Annotated in this window: 20 protein-coding genes and 2 pseudogenes; 14 read left to right on the top strand and 8 right to left on the bottom strand. The window is 64.9% G+C overall.

Going from position 1 to position 17,599, the window contains the following annotated elements; genetic code table 11:
- The first annotated feature begins 242 nt into the window (after window positions 1–242).
- The 4 genes and pseudogenes from ACI3KS_RS04200 (at window position 243) to ACI3KS_RS04185 (ending at window position 6,411) form a co-directional block, all read left to right on the top strand.
- Window positions 243–2,513, top strand: a complete 2,271-nt coding sequence (locus ACI3KS_RS04200; protein WP_404915521.1) for a beta-galactosidase — start codon at window positions 243–245, stop codon at window positions 2,511–2,513.
- Between the two features lie 129 nt (window positions 2,514–2,642).
- Window positions 2,643–3,770 (top strand): annotated as a pseudogene (locus tag ACI3KS_RS04195) (glycosyl hydrolase 53 family protein); the annotation flags it as partial.
- 137 nt (window positions 3,771–3,907) lie between these two features.
- Window positions 3,908–4,852 (top strand): Ig-like domain-containing protein, encoded by a 945-nt coding sequence (locus tag ACI3KS_RS04190; protein ID WP_404915519.1) that lies wholly within the window; start codon window positions 3,908–3,910, stop codon window positions 4,850–4,852.
- Window positions 4,853–5,493: 641 nt separating this feature from the next.
- Window positions 5,494–6,411: a ketopantoate reductase family protein gene (locus tag ACI3KS_RS04185; protein ID WP_404915517.1), complete on the top strand. Its 918-nt coding sequence runs from the start codon at window positions 5,494–5,496 to the stop codon at window positions 6,409–6,411.
- A 57-nt stretch (window positions 6,412–6,468) separates the two neighbouring features.
- Here the strand turns inward: ACI3KS_RS04185 and ACI3KS_RS04180 are convergent, their stop codons facing one another.
- The 3 genes from ACI3KS_RS04180 to ACI3KS_RS04170 all read right to left on the bottom strand — a co-directional run bounded on the left by ACI3KS_RS04180 (window position 6,469) and on the right by ACI3KS_RS04170 (window position 8,387).
- Complete coding sequence (locus tag ACI3KS_RS04180) at window positions 6,469–7,137, bottom strand: SDR family NAD(P)-dependent oxidoreductase (RefSeq protein ID WP_404915515.1); 669 nt, start codon at window positions 7,135–7,137, stop codon at window positions 6,469–6,471.
- A 49-nt stretch (window positions 7,138–7,186) separates the two neighbouring features.
- Window positions 7,187–7,564, bottom strand: a complete 378-nt coding sequence (locus tag ACI3KS_RS04175; RefSeq protein WP_404915513.1) for a carboxymuconolactone decarboxylase family protein — start codon at window positions 7,562–7,564, stop codon at window positions 7,187–7,189.
- A 73-nt stretch (window positions 7,565–7,637) separates the two neighbouring features.
- Complete coding sequence (locus ACI3KS_RS04170) at window positions 7,638–8,387, bottom strand: SDR family NAD(P)-dependent oxidoreductase (RefSeq protein WP_404915511.1); 750 nt, start codon at window positions 8,385–8,387, stop codon at window positions 7,638–7,640.
- Window positions 8,388–8,499: 112 nt separating this feature from the next.
- Here ACI3KS_RS04170 and ACI3KS_RS04165 point away from each other — a divergent pair, with 112 nt between their 5' ends.
- The 10 genes and pseudogenes from ACI3KS_RS04165 to ACI3KS_RS04120 all read left to right on the top strand — a co-directional run bounded on the left by ACI3KS_RS04165 (window position 8,500) and on the right by ACI3KS_RS04120 (window position 14,931).
- Entirely contained in the window at window positions 8,500–9,156 is a 657-nt protein-coding gene (locus ACI3KS_RS04165) for a TetR/AcrR family transcriptional regulator (protein WP_404915509.1), read from the top strand.
- Window positions 9,153–9,908: a DsbA family protein gene (locus ACI3KS_RS04160; RefSeq protein ID WP_404915507.1), complete on the top strand. Its 756-nt coding sequence runs from the start codon at window positions 9,153–9,155 to the stop codon at window positions 9,906–9,908. Before ACI3KS_RS04165 ends, ACI3KS_RS04160 begins: the two co-directional genes overlap by 4 nt.
- Window positions 9,909–9,915: 7 nt before the next feature.
- Window positions 9,916–10,776, top strand: coding sequence for a cytochrome c biogenesis CcdA family protein (locus ACI3KS_RS04155; protein ID WP_404915505.1), 861 nt, complete (start codon window positions 9,916–9,918; stop codon window positions 10,774–10,776).
- The gene (locus tag ACI3KS_RS04150; RefSeq protein WP_404915503.1) at window positions 10,773–11,114 is read left to right on the top strand and encodes a hypothetical protein; all 342 of its coding nucleotides are present in this window, start codon (window positions 10,773–10,775) and stop codon (window positions 11,112–11,114) included. Before ACI3KS_RS04155 ends, ACI3KS_RS04150 begins: the two co-directional genes overlap by 4 nt.
- 223 nt (window positions 11,115–11,337) lie before the next feature.
- Window positions 11,338–11,697 carry a thioredoxin family protein gene (locus ACI3KS_RS04145; RefSeq protein ID WP_404915501.1) on the top strand — a complete coding sequence of 120 codons (360 nt, stop codon included), beginning with the start codon at window positions 11,338–11,340 and terminating at the stop codon, window positions 11,695–11,697.
- A gap of 63 nt (window positions 11,698–11,760) precedes the next feature.
- Window positions 11,761–12,714 (top strand): annotated as a pseudogene (gene trxB, locus ACI3KS_RS04140) (thioredoxin-disulfide reductase); the annotation flags it as partial.
- 102 nt (window positions 12,715–12,816) lie between these two features.
- On the top strand, window positions 12,817–13,050 hold the full coding sequence (locus ACI3KS_RS04135; protein WP_404915766.1) for a glutaredoxin domain-containing protein: 234 nt from the start codon (window positions 12,817–12,819) through the stop codon (window positions 13,048–13,050).
- Between the two features lie 92 nt (window positions 13,051–13,142).
- Window positions 13,143–13,754: a serine O-acetyltransferase gene (cysE, locus tag ACI3KS_RS04130; RefSeq protein ID WP_404915499.1), complete on the top strand. Its 612-nt coding sequence runs from the start codon at window positions 13,143–13,145 to the stop codon at window positions 13,752–13,754.
- 107 nt (window positions 13,755–13,861) lie between these two features.
- Window positions 13,862–14,554: a GntR family transcriptional regulator gene (locus tag ACI3KS_RS04125; RefSeq protein ID WP_404915497.1), complete on the top strand. Its 693-nt coding sequence runs from the start codon at window positions 13,862–13,864 to the stop codon at window positions 14,552–14,554.
- On the top strand, window positions 14,551–14,931 hold the full coding sequence (locus ACI3KS_RS04120) for an ACT domain-containing protein (protein WP_404915495.1): 381 nt from the start codon (window positions 14,551–14,553) through the stop codon (window positions 14,929–14,931). The genes ACI3KS_RS04125 and ACI3KS_RS04120 overlap by 4 nt, the downstream gene beginning before the upstream one ends.
- Window positions 14,932–14,987: 56 nt before the next feature.
- Here ACI3KS_RS04120 and ACI3KS_RS04115 read toward each other — a convergent pair whose 3' ends face one another.
- The 5 genes from ACI3KS_RS04115 to ACI3KS_RS04095 form a co-directional block, all read right to left on the bottom strand.
- Window positions 14,988–15,593 carry a GNAT family N-acetyltransferase gene (locus ACI3KS_RS04115; RefSeq protein ID WP_404915493.1) on the bottom strand — a complete coding sequence of 202 codons (606 nt, stop codon included), beginning with the start codon at window positions 15,591–15,593 and terminating at the stop codon, window positions 14,988–14,990.
- 38 nt (window positions 15,594–15,631) lie between these two features.
- On the bottom strand, window positions 15,632–15,958 hold the full coding sequence (locus tag ACI3KS_RS04110) for a DMT family transporter (protein ID WP_404915491.1): 327 nt from the start codon (window positions 15,956–15,958) through the stop codon (window positions 15,632–15,634).
- A complete protein-coding gene (locus tag ACI3KS_RS04105) occupies window positions 15,955–16,305 on the bottom strand; it encodes a DMT family transporter (protein WP_404915489.1) in 351 nt (116 codons plus the stop codon). Before ACI3KS_RS04105 ends, ACI3KS_RS04110 begins: the two co-directional genes overlap by 4 nt.
- Window positions 16,302–16,838: a TetR/AcrR family transcriptional regulator gene (locus ACI3KS_RS04100; protein WP_404915487.1), complete on the bottom strand. Its 537-nt coding sequence runs from the start codon at window positions 16,836–16,838 to the stop codon at window positions 16,302–16,304. Before ACI3KS_RS04100 ends, ACI3KS_RS04105 begins: the two co-directional genes overlap by 4 nt.
- A gap of 517 nt (window positions 16,839–17,355) precedes the next feature.
- A partial coding sequence (locus tag ACI3KS_RS04095; protein ID WP_404915485.1) for an integrase core domain-containing protein occupies window positions 17,356–17,599 on the bottom strand: 244 nt, incomplete at its 5' end.

Raw genomic sequence — 17,599 nt, 5'->3', positions numbered from 1 at the left:
TCCAAAGGACGACGGTGTGCCTGTGAGCGCTCCTAGTTACACACAGTCCGCAAACACTTGTCAACTAGAGGATCCGCGGATGGCGTGTGACGCGGCATTTGTGTTAGAACTGTGACCGCACACAGTCAGTGTTTCGGTTTGAAGGAGTTTCCGTCGTGACATCCGTTCCGTCGCCCGCACGCGACGTTGACCTGCTTACCGTGACCCATGAGCCGTGGGCAGAGCCACTCACGCGCCCTGCAATGAGCAACGAGGTTGACCGACACGACCGTGTCTCGCTCACCAACCGCTACGTCGAACTTGCGGGGCGGCCAGTGATTCCCGTCTCCGGCGAGATGCACTTCAGTCGCGTTCCGCGGGCGGAGTGGGACGAGCGGCTGCGACTGATGCGCTCGGGTGGGGTCACGGTCGTCGCCACCTATCTGATCTGGATCCATCACGAGCCCGAGCGCGGGCGGCCAAGCTTCGACGGCAATCTCGACGTCGCCGCTTTCGTGCGCTGCGCCGCTGCAGCTGGCCTCGATGTCGTCCTGCGCGTCGGCCCGTGGTGTCACGGTGAAGTGCGCAACGGCGGTTTCCCCGACTGGGTGCAACAGGCACCGGTCGCGCACCGAACAGACGACCCCGGCTACCTCACCCTCGTCGAACCGTGGTTCTCCGCGCTGGGCGAGCAGCTCGCGCCGCTCTGCGGCACCGGCAGCAACGTCATCGCCATTCAGCTCGACAACGAGTTGTACGATCAGCCCGGCCACCTCGCCACGCTCAAGGCACTCGCCCGCGCCAAGGGTCTCATCGCCCCGATCTACACGGCGACCGCGTGGGGCGGCGCCGAGCTGCCTCACGGCGATGTACTGCCGCTCTACGGTGGCTACGGTGATGGGTTCTGGGTCGACGCCGACCACGATTGGGATACGACCTTCCGCGAGCACTTCTTCTTCTCGCACACGTGGGATGACCCGGGCATCGGCGCTGACCTGCGCGATCATCCCGGCATCGGCCGGCGCGGGGAGACTCCTCGACTGCCCTCGGCATCGTTCCCCGCGGCCACGTGCGAACTCGGCGGCGGCATGGCCACGGCGTACCACCGGCGTCCCCTTCCGAGCGGGGCGGACATCGCCGCGGTCGCGCACAACAAGATTGGAAATGGCTCGGGCTGGCAGGGGTACTACATGTATGCCGGCGGCACCAACCCCAGACCGGGATTGCAGGAATCGCACGCAACCGGGTATCCGAACGATCTGCCCGAGTTCGACTACGACTTCCACGCGCCGCTCGGGGCCGCCGGGGTGGTGACCGCAAGCCATGCCGCGTTACGCCGCCAACACGCGTTCCTCGCCGCCTTCGGCGACCGCTTGGCACTGATGCCGTCGACGCTGCCGGAGCGGCTGCCTGCGAACGTCGATGACGCAGAGACTCTGCGATGGGCACTGCGCAGCGATGGCGCTTCCGGATGGGTGTTCGTGACCTGGCAACAACCACATCGATCGCTTGAGAGCGTCCCGGATGTGCAGTTCGCCGTGACGCTCGATGCTGGCACGACGGTGTTTCCGCGTACGCCGATCGACGTGCCGGTCGGCACGATCGCCCACTGGCCGTTGCATCTCGCGCTCGGTGGCGTGCACCTCAATTGGGTGACGGCTTCACCGCTCACTGTCCTCGACAGTGAGCACCCGACTCTCGTGCTCGTCGCCGAGGCAGGCGTTCCGGTCGAGCTCGCAACAGCGGCGGCGGTCACCGGATCCGTTGGGACAGTGAGCCACCCTGAGGCGGGTGTCGTGAGCGTCGAAGTCGGTGTCCTGCAAGTCCTCGAACTGCAACAGGACGAGGGGCGGCTCACGCTGCTGCTCGTGCCGGCGTCCATCGCTGACACCGTGTGGGTGCTCGATGGTGGCGGCAACCGCCGCCTCCTGCTCTCGCGCGACGCAGTGTTCGAAGACGCCGACGGCAAGGTGTGCGCGCGCACAGTCCGCGCTCCCTCCGTGCAGGAGTATCTGCCAGCAAGAGGAGAGTTCGTCGACCTCGAAGTCGGCGTCGTGGCGTCCGATGCCGATGAAGACCCCGCCCGGATGGGTCGTACACTGCCCGCGCTTCTCAGCGAGCCCACTCACGGGACGCCCCCGCCATCCAGCTACGGCGAGCGACTCGGACGTGCCTCCGCGCCCACCCGAGACCACGTTGCCCGTCACGGGACAAGCTGGACAATCGAGCTTCCTACCGACCGCCAAGGCCGGCGCTATCTCGAAATTGAGTGGGTGGGCGACGTCGCTCGACTCGAAGCCGACGGCGTCGTGGTCGCCGACCGGTTCTGGGACGGTACATCGTGGACCATCGGGCTCGATGCGCTCGGCATCGCGGATGCCGCCGCGCTCACCCTGCGCATCGTTCCACTGCATCCCGAGGCAGACGTTCATCTGCCGGCGGCGGCCGCGGCACGACGACGTGCTACGTCAGGACCGCTACTCGCCCTGGAGAGCGTGCATCTCGTCGAGGCACCACTTTGGCGGGAGAGCTGACCCTCCTCCGCTCTTCCACCACCAAGCTCGTTCAGCCCGCCCGGGCAGAGCGACACCGCAGCGCCGCGGATCACCTCGCCTCTCCGGGCGCAACCCTCGCGGGCGGCCGACTGCAAAAGGAACAGGATCGTGCACCAACATTTCCCAGCAAGGAAGGGCGCCGTCGCGCTCGCGGCGGCGCTCGCGGTCGTGGTCGCCATACCGGCGGCAGGCGCATCGCCGGCCTGGGCGGCGGTGCGCAGCGACACCGGCGCTACCAGTACGGGCACCACAGGGACTCCCGTCGAAGCGGGCGTCTACGTCGAACGCGTCGACGGTCTCTCCCCCGACTTCGCGAATGGGGTCGACGTGTCGACGGTGCTCTCGCTCGAGGAGAGCGGCGTGGTCTTCCGCGACGACGCCAGCCAGCCGGCCGACCTGTTCACCCTACTCGCCGACCACGGCGTGAACACCGTACGAGTCCGGGTCTGGAACGACCCGTTCGACGCGTCCGGCAACGGCTACGGAGCCGGCAATGTCGACGTCCCCCGCGCGGTCGAAATCGGCTCGCGGGCGACGGCCGCGGGGCTCAGCGTGCTCGTCGACTTCCACTACTCCGACTTCTGGGCCGACCCTGGTCGCCAGCTCGCTCCGAAGGCCTGGCAGGGCCTGTCGCCCGAAGACACCCTCTCGGCGTTACACGACTTCACCGCCGACGCGCTGCAGTCTCTCGAAGACGCCGGCGTCGATGTGAGCATGGTGCAGGTCGGCAATGAGACGAACAAAGCGATCGCGGGCTATTCACGCCCCGGGAGTGAGATCGACGCGCACTTCACAGCACTCATCTCGGCGGGCAGCCAGGCGGTGCGCGAAGTGCTGCCAGAAGCACGGGTGGCCGTGCACTTCACGACTCCGGAGACCGCGGGCCGGTACTCCGGCTATGCGGCGGGACTTGAGCAGTTCGGCGTCGACTACGACGTGTTCGGGAGCTCGTACTACCCCTATTGGCACGGCTCAACCGCTAACCTGACCTCAGCACTCTCGCACGTCGCAACGACGTAGAGCAAGCAGGTCATGGTCGCGGAGAGATCCTGGGCGCACACGCTCGAGGACGGTGACGGCTCCCCGCACGTGATCGATGACAGCACCATCACCGACGACTACCCCGCAAGCGTGCAGGGGCAGGCGACCCAGCTACGGGACGTCATCGCGGCCGTCGCGGACGTCGGCGACGCCGGGATCGGCGTCTTCTACTGGGAGCCGGCATGGCTGCCGGTGGGGTCGGCAACAGAGCTCACGGAAAACCGACTGCTCTGGGAGCGTGACGGCTCGGGCTGGGCGACCAGCTTCGCCATTGACTACTACCCGGCGCACGTCGGTGATTCCTATGGGGGGGGTCGGCGTGGGACAACCAGTTGCTGTTTGCATGGGATGGCGTGCCGCTCGGATCGCTGCGCACCTTCGAATACGTGTACACGGGCGCGATCGCACCGCGAGAAGTCCTCAAAATCGAACGAGTGGACCTGTCGGTGGCGGACGGTGCGGCGATCACACTGCCGGCGACGATCGCGGTGACCTATGACGACGGCAGCATCGAGCATCCTCCCGTCGTCTGGAGCGACGTCGTCGAGTGGATTCGCGGTCCCGGCGTGTATCCGGTACAGGGACGCACCTCATCCGGTCTCTCCGTGACGGCATCTGTGACCGTGCTGGCTGCAAATCTCGTGCAGAACGGATCATTCGAGTCGTCAGACATGAGCGCCTGGACCCTCACTGGTCCCGCCACTCGTTCACAGACCGCCGACGGTTCGGATGGCGAACACGCCCTGACCTTCTGGGATGGCCAGGCGTATGCGACCTCGGCCTCGCAGACCGTGTCGGGCGTGCCGGCCGGTACGTACATGGTGCAGGCGACCACGCAGGGCAGTCGATCGAACGACTCCCGCGTGCTTTCGGCGACGACTTCGGTGGGCAGTTGGAACGCTCCGCTGGAGTTCACGGTGTGGAACGAGATGCACACCGCGACGCTGCCTGCCGTGGTTGTCGGAGCAGACGGAATCGTGGAATTGCGCGCTGATTTTGCGCTTTCAGCAGGTGCCTGGGGCGTGCTCGATGACCTGCGGCTCGTCGCGGTACCGACTCCTGAACCCACCGACACCGCGTCGTTGTCCGCAGCATTGGCTCGGGCTGCTGACGTCGCCCGCGATCGGTACACGGATGACTCGCTTGACGATCTCGACTACGCCGTCTCCGTCGGCAAGATCGTGCTCGCCGGATCGACCGCGACCGGGAACGATGTGAAGCATGCGACGAAGCTCGTCGAAAAGGCAGTGAAGAAGCTCCGAGGTGCCGAGGGGTAGCAGCTCGACAAGGGACCGCAGGGGCGGCGATCTTTCCAAGGTTCGCCGCTCTTTCCCTCGAGGGGTCGCAGCGAGCCGAGGCATCCAGTCGACATCTCACGATTCATACGAGTAGACGCTGTCGGATCAAGTTTCGCGGCGTCTGGATGCTGTCTTCGTGGCCGATCGTGGTTCACGTGCCAGGCTGCCTTGGCTGCCCCGGTCGACGACAACAGTACCTTCGCCCATCTCCAGTAACCACCACCCGCGATGGGGATCCCTCGCTGCCGCCGTGAGTACAAACCGGCTCCGATGTATTGGACTCCGCTCACGTCGACGATAGCGAGCGCGGTGGCGTGTCACCCAGAGATCACGGCGGACAACGCTGTAGGACGAGACGCAGGGGCGTCTGCCCCTGGCGAGCGCGCGGCTCCAGCTGGGGCGACCCGCAGGTCAGGGGGCGGGCCGATCGACGCAGGTATCGGAGTGGCAGCACTTGTTTCGCTCTCGAGCAATCGTTGACGAGTCGATAGGAGACTGCAGGTAGCTCTTCAAGCGCTTGCACGCGCCCCCTCCCCCATTGAAAGCAACCGAGGTTGCCGGCCGAAGATATCCTTGCGGATATGGCCCGCGACGTATGCGGATTGGGCGACGATGGAGTCATGAGAATTCTGATCGTCGGCGCAGGCGCAACAGGAATAGCGGTCGGAGTTCGCCTCACCCATCACGGGCGGGACGTCACGTACCTCGTTCGTGCGGGCCGCCGCGAGGCGCTCCAGCGCTACGGCGCTGTGCTGACCGCGCCAGAGGGAAGATACACCCACGACGCAGCGACGATCGTCAACTCCGAGCTCACCGCGCAGTTCGATCTAATCATCGTGGCGGTGAAGGCCGGCGCGATCGCCACGGTGGTCGAAGAGATCGCCCCGGCAGTCGGACCTGAAACAATCATCCTCCCGTTCCTGAACGGCATGCGGCATATCGATTTGCTGCATGCGCGGTACCCCGGACACGTCGCCGGAGGGCTGATCAAGATCGTCGCATCTCTCGACGACCAGGGCGGGGCAGTGCAGATGACTTCACTCGCCGAAGTCACGATCGGCTCGCTCGACTCGAAGCCGCTACCGTCCTGGGTTCAGTCGGCCCTCGCCGTGCCGGGTCTGTCTGTCGCGGAGTCGGCCGACGTGCAACAGGACCTTTGGGAGAAGTGGGCGTTCATCTCAGCGGCCGGCGTCGTCACTTGCTTGTTCGACAACACTGTCGGGCACATCCGAGAGGCCGGCGGGCTCCCCCACATCGAGTCAGCTATTTCGGAGGCCGAACTCGTCGTAACCGCCGCCGTGCATGGGCCGCGGGAAGCGGCCCATGCACAGTCAGTGGCGATCCTTACCGAACCGGGGTCGGCATTCACCTCGTCACTTTTCCGAGACTTATCGGCCGGAAATACTACGGAGGCCGAGCACATTCTCGGTGATTTCGCCCGGAGAGCTCGCAATCTCAGCGTCAGCACCCCGCTGCTGGACCTGGCTCTGATCCGAATTCGAGCGGCCGAGTTGTCTCGCGTGGCTGCCGCCGACTGAGTCCTTCGCTCGTCCGCTCCAACCAATCGGGAGCAGGTATCACTCTTCTCGCCGCGGCTACACGCCCGCCATCGGCTCGGCGAAGACGCGGAACTCGCCCCTGCTCGCGTGCATCGTCCAAAGCTTCTCCGCGAGAACGCCGGGATCGTGCGTGGGATGGCCGGGTGTGATGGCGCTGGGAATGATGAGTTGCCCGACGTGGATGCTCTCCGTCGTGAGGGTGTCATGCAACATCCGTGCGTACGCGGACTCTCCAGCAAAGGCAATGGAGGTGCCTGCAACGCCTGCGCTGGGACGGGCGGCACTGCTGCCGTTGACGAAGAGAATGCTGCCCCTGCCGAGGTAACGCATTCCTTGCAAGACGTGGTGCACGGCCGTGACCGGTCCGTAGATGGAGAACTCCACAGCTGCTCGGAGGTCCTCGACTGTTGTCTCCAGCACGGGCCGCAGGAACTCCTTCTGGGGAAGTGGAGCGTACGCCAGCACCTCGATCGGGCCGAGATCCTGGGTCGCCTCGTCGAGTGCCGAGACGATCGTCTGCGGCTCGCGAACGTTGGCCGCATACCCACGTGCAGTGAGACCTTCGTCGCGGAGCTCGGCGGCAAGGGTCTCCACGCGTTCGATGCTGCGGGAGATCAGGGCGAGGTCGAAGCCTTCGGCACCGAATCGGCGCGCGACGGCTGCGCCGAGTCCCCGCCCGGCGCCGATGAGAGCGATCGTGGTCATGAGTGTCTTTTTCCTATCGTCGGATTATCCAGCAGTACGGTCGGCAAGACTAGGCATTTTCTACCAGTGAACCGGCTTCGGGTGCTGCGTCAGGTCCCGTCGCAGCGTCGAAGAACTTCATCGCCATGAATCCGTGGGCGAAGCTGCCGCCTGCACGCAACGCCGAGGCGATCATCACGGTCTCGGAGAGTTCCTCAACGGAAGCACCTTCAGCCTTTGCCGCAAGCACATGCGCCTCGATGCAGTAGGCGCACTGGGTCGTCAGAGCGACGGCGACGGCCATCAGCTCGGTGTTCTTGCGTGAGATCACCTTGTTGGCGCCCTTCAGCGCCTCCTGGTCGAACGCCAGGAAGGCCTTCACCGCGTCGGGCGCCCCTGCGCGGAGGTTGCGAAGGTAACGGTGGTCGGTGTGCTCGTGGTAAGTCATGTTTGTCTCCTTAAGTCGGTCAATACGAGAGGCCGGGCCGGTTACGGGAGAACGCAGCCGGCCCGAGCGCGAGTCAGAGCTGAGTGGAGCCGCCGTCGACGGCGAGGTCAGTGCCGGTCATGTAGCTGCTGTCGTCCGAGGCGAGGAACAGGATGGATGACGCGATCTCCTCCGCTTCGCCAAGACGCCCCATGGGCACCGTGGCGGCGAGTCCGGCGCGCACAGCTGCGCCATCGTTCGAGGGAGTCGACAGCCCGTCGAGGATGGGGGTTTCGATCGGGCCGGGGCTGATCGAGTTGACGCGGATGTTCCTGTCAAGAAGTGCGGCGGCCCAGCTGCGCGCATAGGAGCGGATGGCGGCTTTGCTTCCGGAGTAGGCGGGGAAGTCCGGCCAGCCGACCTGGTGTGCTACTCCGGCGATGAGGACGATCGAACCGCCGTCGTTGAGGAGCGGCAGCGCCTTCTGCACGGTGAAGAAGGTGCCTCGCGCGTTGATGCCGAAGACACGATCGAAGTGCTCCGGGGTGGCGACGGGCAGCGGCGCCGGCTCCGCGATTCCCGCGTTGGCCACGATGATGTCGACCGAGCCGCGCTCCTGCTTCACCTGCGCCCACAGTCGGTCCAGGTCGGCGAGGTCTGCGATGTCGCCGCGGACGGTGGTGACATCTCCACCGATGTCCTTCTTCGCCTTGGCAAGCTCCTCCTCACGACGACCCGTGATGTACACGCTGGCGCCCTCGGCAACGAACCGCTTTGCGGTTGCGAGGCCGATGCCCGTGCTGCCGCCGGTGATCACTACCGTCTTGCCAGTCAACTTGCCCATGGTGAGTACGATTCCATTCTGTAGCGTTCACTAAATAACTTGTAAGCTATACTGTAGTGGACGTTACAGAATGTGCGCAACTCTCGCACAGATCAGGCTGAGGAGACAGCACATGCCCGGAGGTCGCAAGCGCGGGTTCGATGATCAGGAGGCGCTGCAGGCAGCGATGGAGCTGTTCTGGCGCCGAGGATACGAAGGCACCTCCATTACCGACCTCACCCGAACGCTCGGCATCAACCCTCCGAGTCTTTACGCGGCCTTCGGTAGTAAGCGCGACCTGTTCGAGAAGGCGCTTCAGCGCTACATGGATGACCGAACCGCCCAGGTAGAGATGGCCATGGCGCACCCGACTGCTCACGAGGCGATGCTCGCTCTCCTAACGGGAAGAGCGGAGATCTTCACCGAACCGGGGCAGCCTTCTGGCTGCATGACGGTTCAGGCGGGGCTGACATCCGGCGACCCCGGCCATGAGATTGCAGGCCTGCTGTCGAACGCACGCGAACGAACGCGACGAACCGTCTTGTCGCGACTCAGGGACGCCGCCTCTGATGGCGACCTCCCGGATGACGCCGACTGTACAGTGCTGGCCCGATTCGTCATGGCCACCATCGACGGAATGAGCATCGAAGCGGCCTCGGGCGCCCCGAGAGAAGAATTGATTTCCGCGGCCACGCTCGCCGCTCACGTGATTCCGCGCCGCACGAGTCCGATCCCTGACCCAGAGAGTCGGACCGCCGCCTTGGATCCATCTTGTATCCTACAAAGGTGACTAGTTCAGAGGCCGAATCCATGACCGCGCTGAAGGAGAAGTTTCGCCGCTCACGGCGATGGACCGTCGCCCTGGTCGCGATCGTCGTCTTCCTCGCGATCGTCGTCGTCGCCCAGTTCCTGCCCGGCCAGTCTCCGACTTCTGCACCGCCCTCGGGGCCCGCCGCATCGGCGTCCTCACAACCGGGCCAGGCCGACGAGATGCCCTTCGTGCGGCGCGAGGCCGACGATCCGATGGCGATCGGCGACGTCGACGCCCCCGTGGTGCTGACGCAGTGGACGGACCTGCGCTGCCCCTTCTGCGCGGTGTTCAGCCGCGACACACTGCCCGCGCTGATCGAGGAATACGTGGAGACAGGCCTCGTGCGCGTCGAGTTCCACGACGTCGCCTTCTTCGGAGAACAATCTGAAGACGCTGCCGTTGCCGCACGGGCGGCCGCGAACCAGGGACGGTTCATGGAGTTCGCCACCGCGATCTACGATGTCGCCCCCGAAGGCGCACACGCAGATCTACCCCGTGAGACCCTCATCGATTTCGCCGAGCAAGCAGGTGTGCCCGATATCGAGCAGTTCACGGCTGACCTCGATGACCCCGCGCTCAGGGAGGAGGCGAAGGCGAGCACGCTGTCGGCGCAGCAACTCGGCGTGAACAGCGTCCCCTTCTTCGTCGCCGGGGACACCGCGCTCTCCGGGGCGCAGCCTCTCGAGAGTTTTCGCCAGTTCCTGGACGCGTCGCTAGAAGCGGCGAAGTGATACCCGCATGGACATCGGCCTTCTCGGCGCATTCCTCGGGGGCATCCTCACACTGCTGAGCCCGTGCTCGGCGATGCTGCTGCCCGCGTTCTTCTCATACGCGTTCGCTCGCCCCGCAGAGCTCCTCGCTCGTACCGGCATCTTCTACCTCGGGTTGATCACCAGCCTGGTACCGCTCGGAGTGCTCGCTGGCACATTCGGCGCCTTCGTGAACGAACATCGATTCACTTTCGTCACTATCGCCTCCGTCATCGTGATCGCGCTGGGGCTGGTCATGGTGCTGAACATTCCCGTCCCCCTGCTCGCTCGACGCGAGACGACCGAGGGCACCTCCAACGTCGCCGTATACGCACTCGGCACCGTCTATGGATTGGCCGGCGTCTGCGCAGGACCCATCCTGGGCGCGGTCCTCACGGTCGCCGCCGTCTCGGGCAATGCCCTCTCCGGCGGCATCATCCTGCTCGTCTTCGCCGCTGGCATGGCGCTTCCCCTTCTGGTCGCTTCGCTGCTGTGGGGACGGCTTCCGTTCGTCAAACGCCTCATCCGACCGCGCGAGATCATCATCGGCCGCTGGCGCAACACCTGGACCGGCCTGATCGGCGGTCTGCTTACCGTCGGCGTGGGGGTCCTCCTCCTGGTCACCTCAGGCACGACCTCGCTGAGCGGCATCCTCGGCGCATCAGACCAATCCGCGCTCGAAGGCACCGTTCTTCGCGAAGCCGCCCGCATCCCGGACGGCGTCGTCATCGGCGTGGCGTGCGTCGCCGCGCTCATCGGTTGGATCATCGTCCGCGTGAGCAAGAAACGCGCGATCCGCGAGTTGTCGCTTCCCTCCCCGACACCACCGATCAAGGAGAACAACAGATGAAAACGGAGCTCACCCAGAAGCGTCACGAAGTCATCGTGCATGTCGCCGACAACCCCGAGGACGTCGCGCGCGCTACCGGGGCAGCAACCGCCATCACTCAGGCCGACCGGACGCTGCAGGTACGGATCATCGTGAACGGCCCGGCGCTCGGCGGCCTCCTCGACTCCGCGCCCGCAGTCGAGGTGACAGACGGAGTCACGATCGAGGCATGCAGAGTCGGCCTCAGCCGGCGAGGCATCGACGAGAGCCAACTTCAGACGCCGGTCAGCCTGGTCGACTCTGCCGCCGTTGCGATCGTGTTCGCGCAACGCGCCGGCGCAGCGTACGTGCGTCTATAGGGCATCCGCGGCGCAACATCGTGCGGGAGACGGCGCGCACAGCCGGGTTTCCATAGGCATCGAGCAGCGCGGAATATTCCGTCGGGTTTCGCGTTACACCGTCCTAGCATTCATGTTGGATACAACACGGATCGGTGTGTCGTATAGCGATCACCCTTCTGCGTGGCCACGATGCCCCTCAGGGCGGACCACAAGTGCCGCCGTCCCACGAAAGGAAGAACCCATGCCCACACGCGACCTCTCAATGGCCGACTTCCCCTCCACTGTCGAATCCGACGGGATCGTCCTGGTCGACTTCTGGGCGGCCTGGTGCCCCCCGTGCCGCGCGTTTGCGCCCGTCTACGACTCTGCCGCGGACAAGCATGAGGACATCGTGTTCGCCAAGGTCGACACAGAGGCCAACCAGGACCTCGCGGGAGCCATGAGGATCACGTCGATCCCCACTCTGATGGCGTTCCGCGACGGAATTCTTGTGTTCTCCCAGGCAGGAGCTTTGCCTGCGCCCGCATTGGAGAACCTGATCGGACAAGTTCGCGCACTCGACATGGACGAGGTCCGCGCCCACGCGACACAGCAGGGCTGAAGCGACTAGTACTCCAGCGATCGTGAAGGTGAACGCGGGAACGCACGAAAGGACTGATCACTCATGAGACAGATCATCATCATCGGCTCCGGCCCCGCCGGATACACCGCAGCGATCTATGCTGCGCGCGCCGGTTTAGCTCCACTGGTGATCGCTTCCTCCGTCGAGGCAGGCGGCGAATTGATGAACACCACCACGGTCGAGAACTTCCCCGGGTTCCCGGAAGGCGTGACAGGCCCCGAGCTCATGGAGCGCATGCAGCAGCAGGCAGAGCGCTTCGGGGCCGAACTCGTCTATGACGACGTGACTGAACTCGAGCTCACCGGTGACACGAAGCGTGTCGTCCTCGGCTCAGGCACGGTGCACGAGGCCCGCACGGTGATCTTCGCCACGGGCTCGGCGTACCGAAAACTCGGTCTGCCCGACGAGGATCGGCTGTCCGGGTACGGCGTGTCCTGGTGCGCCACGTGCGACGGGGCATTCTTCCGCGAGCAGCACATCGCGGTGATCGGTGGTGGCGACTCGGCGATGGAGGAAGCGTTGTTCCTGACCCGCTTCGCGTCCAAGGTGACGATCGTTCATCGGCGTGACGAATTGCGTGCGTCGAAGATCATGCAGGAGCGGGCATTGTCGAACGACAAGATCGAGTTCGTGTGGAACGCCGCCGTGACCGGCATCCGGGGCGCGAGCAGCGTGGCGGGTCTCGAACTCACCGATACGGTGACCGGAGAGACCAGGGACCTCGACGTCACGGGTGTCTTCGTGGCGATCGGCAACGACCCTCGTGTGCACCTCGTGCACGGCCAACTCGATCTCACCTCAGACGGGACAGTCGCCGTGGCTGGACGCAGCTCGCTGACGAACCTCTCCGGTGTGTTCGCCGCCGGCGATGTCATCGATCCTCACTACCGTCAGGCCGTCACCGCAGCCGGTTCAGGAACCGTGGCAGCTCTGGACGCCGAGCGCTACCTCGCAGCCCTCGACGAGGGCCCGGCGCAGGACGCGCAGCCCGCCGCTGAGGTCCGTCCGGCAACGCCTGCGGTGAGACAGTCCGTCGTCCCGAGTGAGCGATCTGACGACCTTCGAGTTAGCGCGACGACTGGTGGCTCCAGCATCACGATGTACGGGGCTGATTGGTGCGGCGACTGCCGGCGCACCAAGCGGCAGCTCGACGGGCTGGGTGTCGAGACTGTCTATATAGACGTGCAAGCGGATGCTGAGGCAGCCGAAAAGGCCAAAGCCATTTCAGGTCGGACCAACATCCCCGTCGTCGTCTACCCCGACGGCACCCACATGGTCGAGCCGAGTAATGCCGAGGTCGACGCGAAACTCCGTGAGCTGTCGATCATCTGATGCCCGAGCCGTCCGTGCGCCAGGACCCGCATCCTGGCGCACGGGCGGCACGGTCGCCCAGGATCAAAGAGACTTTGGACATTGGAAGAACCATGAAGCGACTCCGCCACGATCCGGGCATCCCGTGGTGCCGGCTGCGTGAAGACATCGCCACCGCGCAGTCCAAGGATCCCGCAGCCGGTTCCGCAATCGCCGTCATGATGCTCTCCCCCGGGCTCCACGCGATCTGGGCCCACCGCATCCACCACTGGTTGTGGAGGCGAGGACACCGGTTCATCGCGCGACTCGGCGCACAGACGACACGGACGCTGACGGGAGTGGAGATCCACCCTGCGGCCCGAATCGGCCGGCGAGTGTTCATCGACCACGGCATGGGTGTCGTCATCGGTGAAACCGCGGAAGTCGGTGACGATGTGCTGGTCTACCACGGAGTCACTCTCGGCGGGCAACGTCCTCAACCGGGCAAGCGGCACCCGACCATAGGATGCGGGGTCACCATCGGTGCGGGCGCAGCAGTCCTCGGTCCGATCACGATCGGCGCCTACTCCACCATCGGCGCAGGAGCAGTCGTCACGAGGAGCTTTCCCGCCGGCACCACTATCGTCGGTGTGCCAGGAGAGTCCGTGAAGACCACAGCCGTAGCCGACTGCGCCGTCGCGACGCTCCGCAGTCGCAACGACTGGCAAGACCGCGCCGCTGCCTGATGTGACAGCGGCGGCGTCCGATCGCGCTCTGTTTCCCCCTCACCACAGGTGAGCCCCGGTCCCACGTCGTATCCTGAGAGCGCACGACAACTGAGGTGGAGACGTTTGTGTCAGACAGCAACCCGAGCGCCAACGAGCGGGCATATCAGACGATCCGTAACGGCATCCTCGACGGGATCCACGCCCCCGGCTCGATGCTCGGCGAAGCGTCACTGGCCCAGGAGATCGGAGTGAGCCGCACCCCCGTCCGCTCAGCTCTTGCTCGGTTGCAGGACGAGGGATGGATCACCGTCTACCCGAAGCGCGGAGCGCTCGTGAACGGACTGAGTGAACGCGCAGCCGCCGATCTCGCCGACGCACGCCTCATGCTCGAAACCGCAGGTGTCGCGCGCGCGTCAACGCAGGCCCGCCACGGATTGGCAAGCCGACTGACCGCATCGATCGGAGTGCAACGCGAGGCGTTCGCCGCTCGCGACGTCCGAGCCTTCATCGAATCGACCATCGACTTCCATCGCTCGTTCGTGGAGTCGGCAGAGAATACGGTGCTGCTCGAGTTGAACGATCGGCTCGCCGACCGGCAGCGCTTCCTGCTCTTCAGCTACGGAGACCTCCTCCTCGCCCGCTGCGCCGAGATCATCGCCGAACACGAGCGCCTTGTCGGTCATCTCGCGAGCGACAACGCCGAAGACTTCGCCGCGGCCCTACGCGATCACCTCGCCGGGACGTACGGCACGGCCCAGTCTGACAATGATCCCGCACGAGAGGCCGACCGCCGGCAACTCCGACAAACAACCCCATGATCCCTCCCCCAAGTGTTGGCCTCTCCCGCATCGATGAGGAGTTCGTCATCGTAAGGCTCGACCCGGCTGCGCCCCTCCCGCCGGAACTGTTCGCCGCGGACGCGCAGCTTCTCTCGGTCACCCGGACGAGTTCCGAATTGCCGATTGTGTGCCCGCCCGCCCTCGATCCGACGGGCGCAAATACCGTCGGACCCTGGTGCGCCTGGTATATCGATGGCCCCATCCCGTTCAACGTCACCGGCGTCGTTCAGTCGGTTGTGTCGCCGATATCCGCACGAGCAATCCCCATGTTCGTCGTGTCGACCTTCGACAGCGACCTCATCCTGGTGCCTAGCGCGCACGCCGCAGGCGGCCGCGCTGCGCGACGCCGGACATGAAGTCACGTAGTCGCGCAGCGCACTCGCGCGGTCATGCCCACCGGCAAGCGCGTCGCCTACCGCTGAGCCGGCCGCCACATCGCCTCGGGTGATGCATTCGGAATGCCGTCGATCGATGCGATGCTCTCGAAGCCGTGGCGTCGATATAGGGATCGATTGCGCTCGTTGGACGACTCAAGATAGGTAGGCAGTCCTTCCGCATCGATCTTCTTCAACCTGGACTCCAGCAACGCAGACCCGACTCCCATCCCTCGAGCCTCAGCACTCACTCCAATCTGTGCCAGGTACCAATGCGGTTCGGCCGGACGGTGGCGGGCCAGGGCCGTCTGGATCCGTACGGCCCTGCCGAGCCCTCCCCAGCCCAGCGCGCGGAGGAAGCTCGGCAGCTCTCGCGCCTGGTCCAGGAGCGAGGTGTGCTGTCCTGGTGGCTCCCAGATGGCGGCGCCGAGCAGCCCGCCGTCGACGTCTCGCCGAGTGAGGTCGATGCGTCCCGTACGGAGCGCGCCGACTCGCAGGAGCGCCCGGAAGAGTCGTGCGAGGCGAGATTGCTTGTGTTCGCCGTCGACGAGGGTGCCCATGACGGTGTCATGCGCGAACGCGGATGCGAGCATGGAGGCCGCCTCGGGAACGTCGGCGGAGGAAGCGGGAGCGATGGTGAACATGGGTGTGCTTTCTGGTCGGTAGCCGCGGATGCGACGAATCAGTGGGCCGAGGCGCCGAGCTCGATGACGAACACGCCGACGGCGATGAGGACGATGCCGGCGATCATCCGCCAGGTGAGGCGCTCTTTGAAGAACACGCGGGCACCGACCGCCGTGAGTGCGACACCGGATGCCGCCCAGATCCCGTAGGCGATGCCGACCGGCATCCCTTGAGCAAGTGCAATCGTCAGCAATGAGAAGGCGGAGATGTAGAACACGGCGACCGGTGCGATCCATCGCTTCTTCCGCAGCCCTTCCGAAGCCCGCAGAGACATGGTCGCAGCGACCTCGGTCACGATCGCTCCGGCGAGCAAGAGCCAAGTCATGAGGAGACCTCCGTGTCAGCAGCCTTCGGCGCGCCATGGCCGGTCTCGACCAGAACGACACCGGCGATCACGATCGCGATCCCTAGTCCGATCATGAAGGTGAAGGGTTCACCGAAGATCACCGATGCGATCACCGCAGTAAGCGCGACGCCGGCGGCGGCCCAGATGCCGTATACGACGCCGATCGGGGCACCGAGGCGCAGCAGGAGTGACAACGCCACGAACGCACCGGCGTAGCCCGCTATGGCAAGAATCGCCCACCACGGATTGTCGATCGCGCCACGCAACGACAGAGTCGCGGCAACTTCCAGAACGATCGCCCCGCCCAGGATCAGCCATTTCTTCATTCGAGACTCCCTTCGATCAGTGCAGTCAGACGCATCAGCAGAGCCTCTCGTTGAGCGGGAGCGATGGTCAGAATGCCAGTGGCCTCAGCTACCCACAGCCCGTTCGCCGCCAACCAGACCAGCAGCAGCGGTGTCGTGTCGACGCCGTCGCCGAACCCGAACCAGGTCTGCAGGTATTCCAGCCATGGCCGGGAGAGCTCGGGGCGGCGGACAGCTTCGGAGAACACCACGAATTCCCCCTGCGTCACGCCGCCCTCGCCCGCGAACCGCACGAAAGCACGAACGCGCTCGTCGAGTGTCGACTCAGTGATCGGCACGTCGAGCACGTGCTGCAGTTCGGCTTGCCACCGTTCGATCACATGTTCGATGACTGCGATCATCAGCGCGTCTTTCGTGGCGAAGTGATACATCAGGCCGGCCTTGGTCAGCCCCGCTTCGCTGGCGACGGACTGGTAGGTGATGTCGGCGCCGCCGACATCACCTACCACGCGCATCGCAGCCTCGAGGATATCTGTGCGTGAACTTGTTCTCATGATCATAACCCTACCTTACGTACGGTAGAGTTTCGCTGGCAGAACGCTGTGAGCGAGAGAATGAGCGAGAGAAGGGGATGCTAGAGAGTGGTGATCCACACCTCATCCCGTGTAGGCCGACCGTCACGATTCGTCGTCCAGCAAGCCCGCGGCCACCCCTGAGACGTCACGTTCCCGCTCTTGATCACCAGCGGCTCGCGATCTTGAGTGCGGGGTGAGCGAACTGCTCTACAAGGAGCACGCCGGCCCTGCCGTGGACGATTCTCTCGATTACGGGAATCAGACAGAGGAACGCGACAAGCGCGAACCCTCAGCGACATCTCGCCGCATGCTGAAGGGCTGGGAAGCGGAGTTCGTTTCGAATGTGTTCATTCGCCTTCGTTTTCTGCTCTTGACATCGCGATTGCGGCCCGGAGGCTCTTCTTAGACTCGCCATAGATTGTGTTGCGACGCTTCGGCTTATGCGTATTGTGCTGGTCGACGACGAACTGAACCGCCCTGGGTTCTGTTCCGTTGTCTATGTGAGCGCCGGTTCGGCGTTCTGTGATTGATAGTAGGCGGCTTCGATCTCGGTTGGTGTGGCGTAGTCGAGAGCTTCGTGGAGACGCTTGTTGTTCCACCAGTCGACCCAGTTCATCGTCTGGAACTCGACCTCGGTCACGGAGGGCCAGGCTGGGCGGGCATGGATGAGTTCGGCCTTGTAGAGCCCGTTCACGGCCTCGGCGAGGGCGTTGTCATAGCTGTCGCCGACTGTGCCGACC

Source organism: Microbacterium sp. ZW T5_45 (assembly GCF_044987415.1).
In the GTDB taxonomy this organism is placed as follows: Bacteria; Actinomycetota; Actinomycetes; order Actinomycetales; family Microbacteriaceae; genus Microbacterium.
Note: the sequence above shows the minus strand (reverse complement) of the source record. Positions and strands in the feature narration are given on the sequence as shown.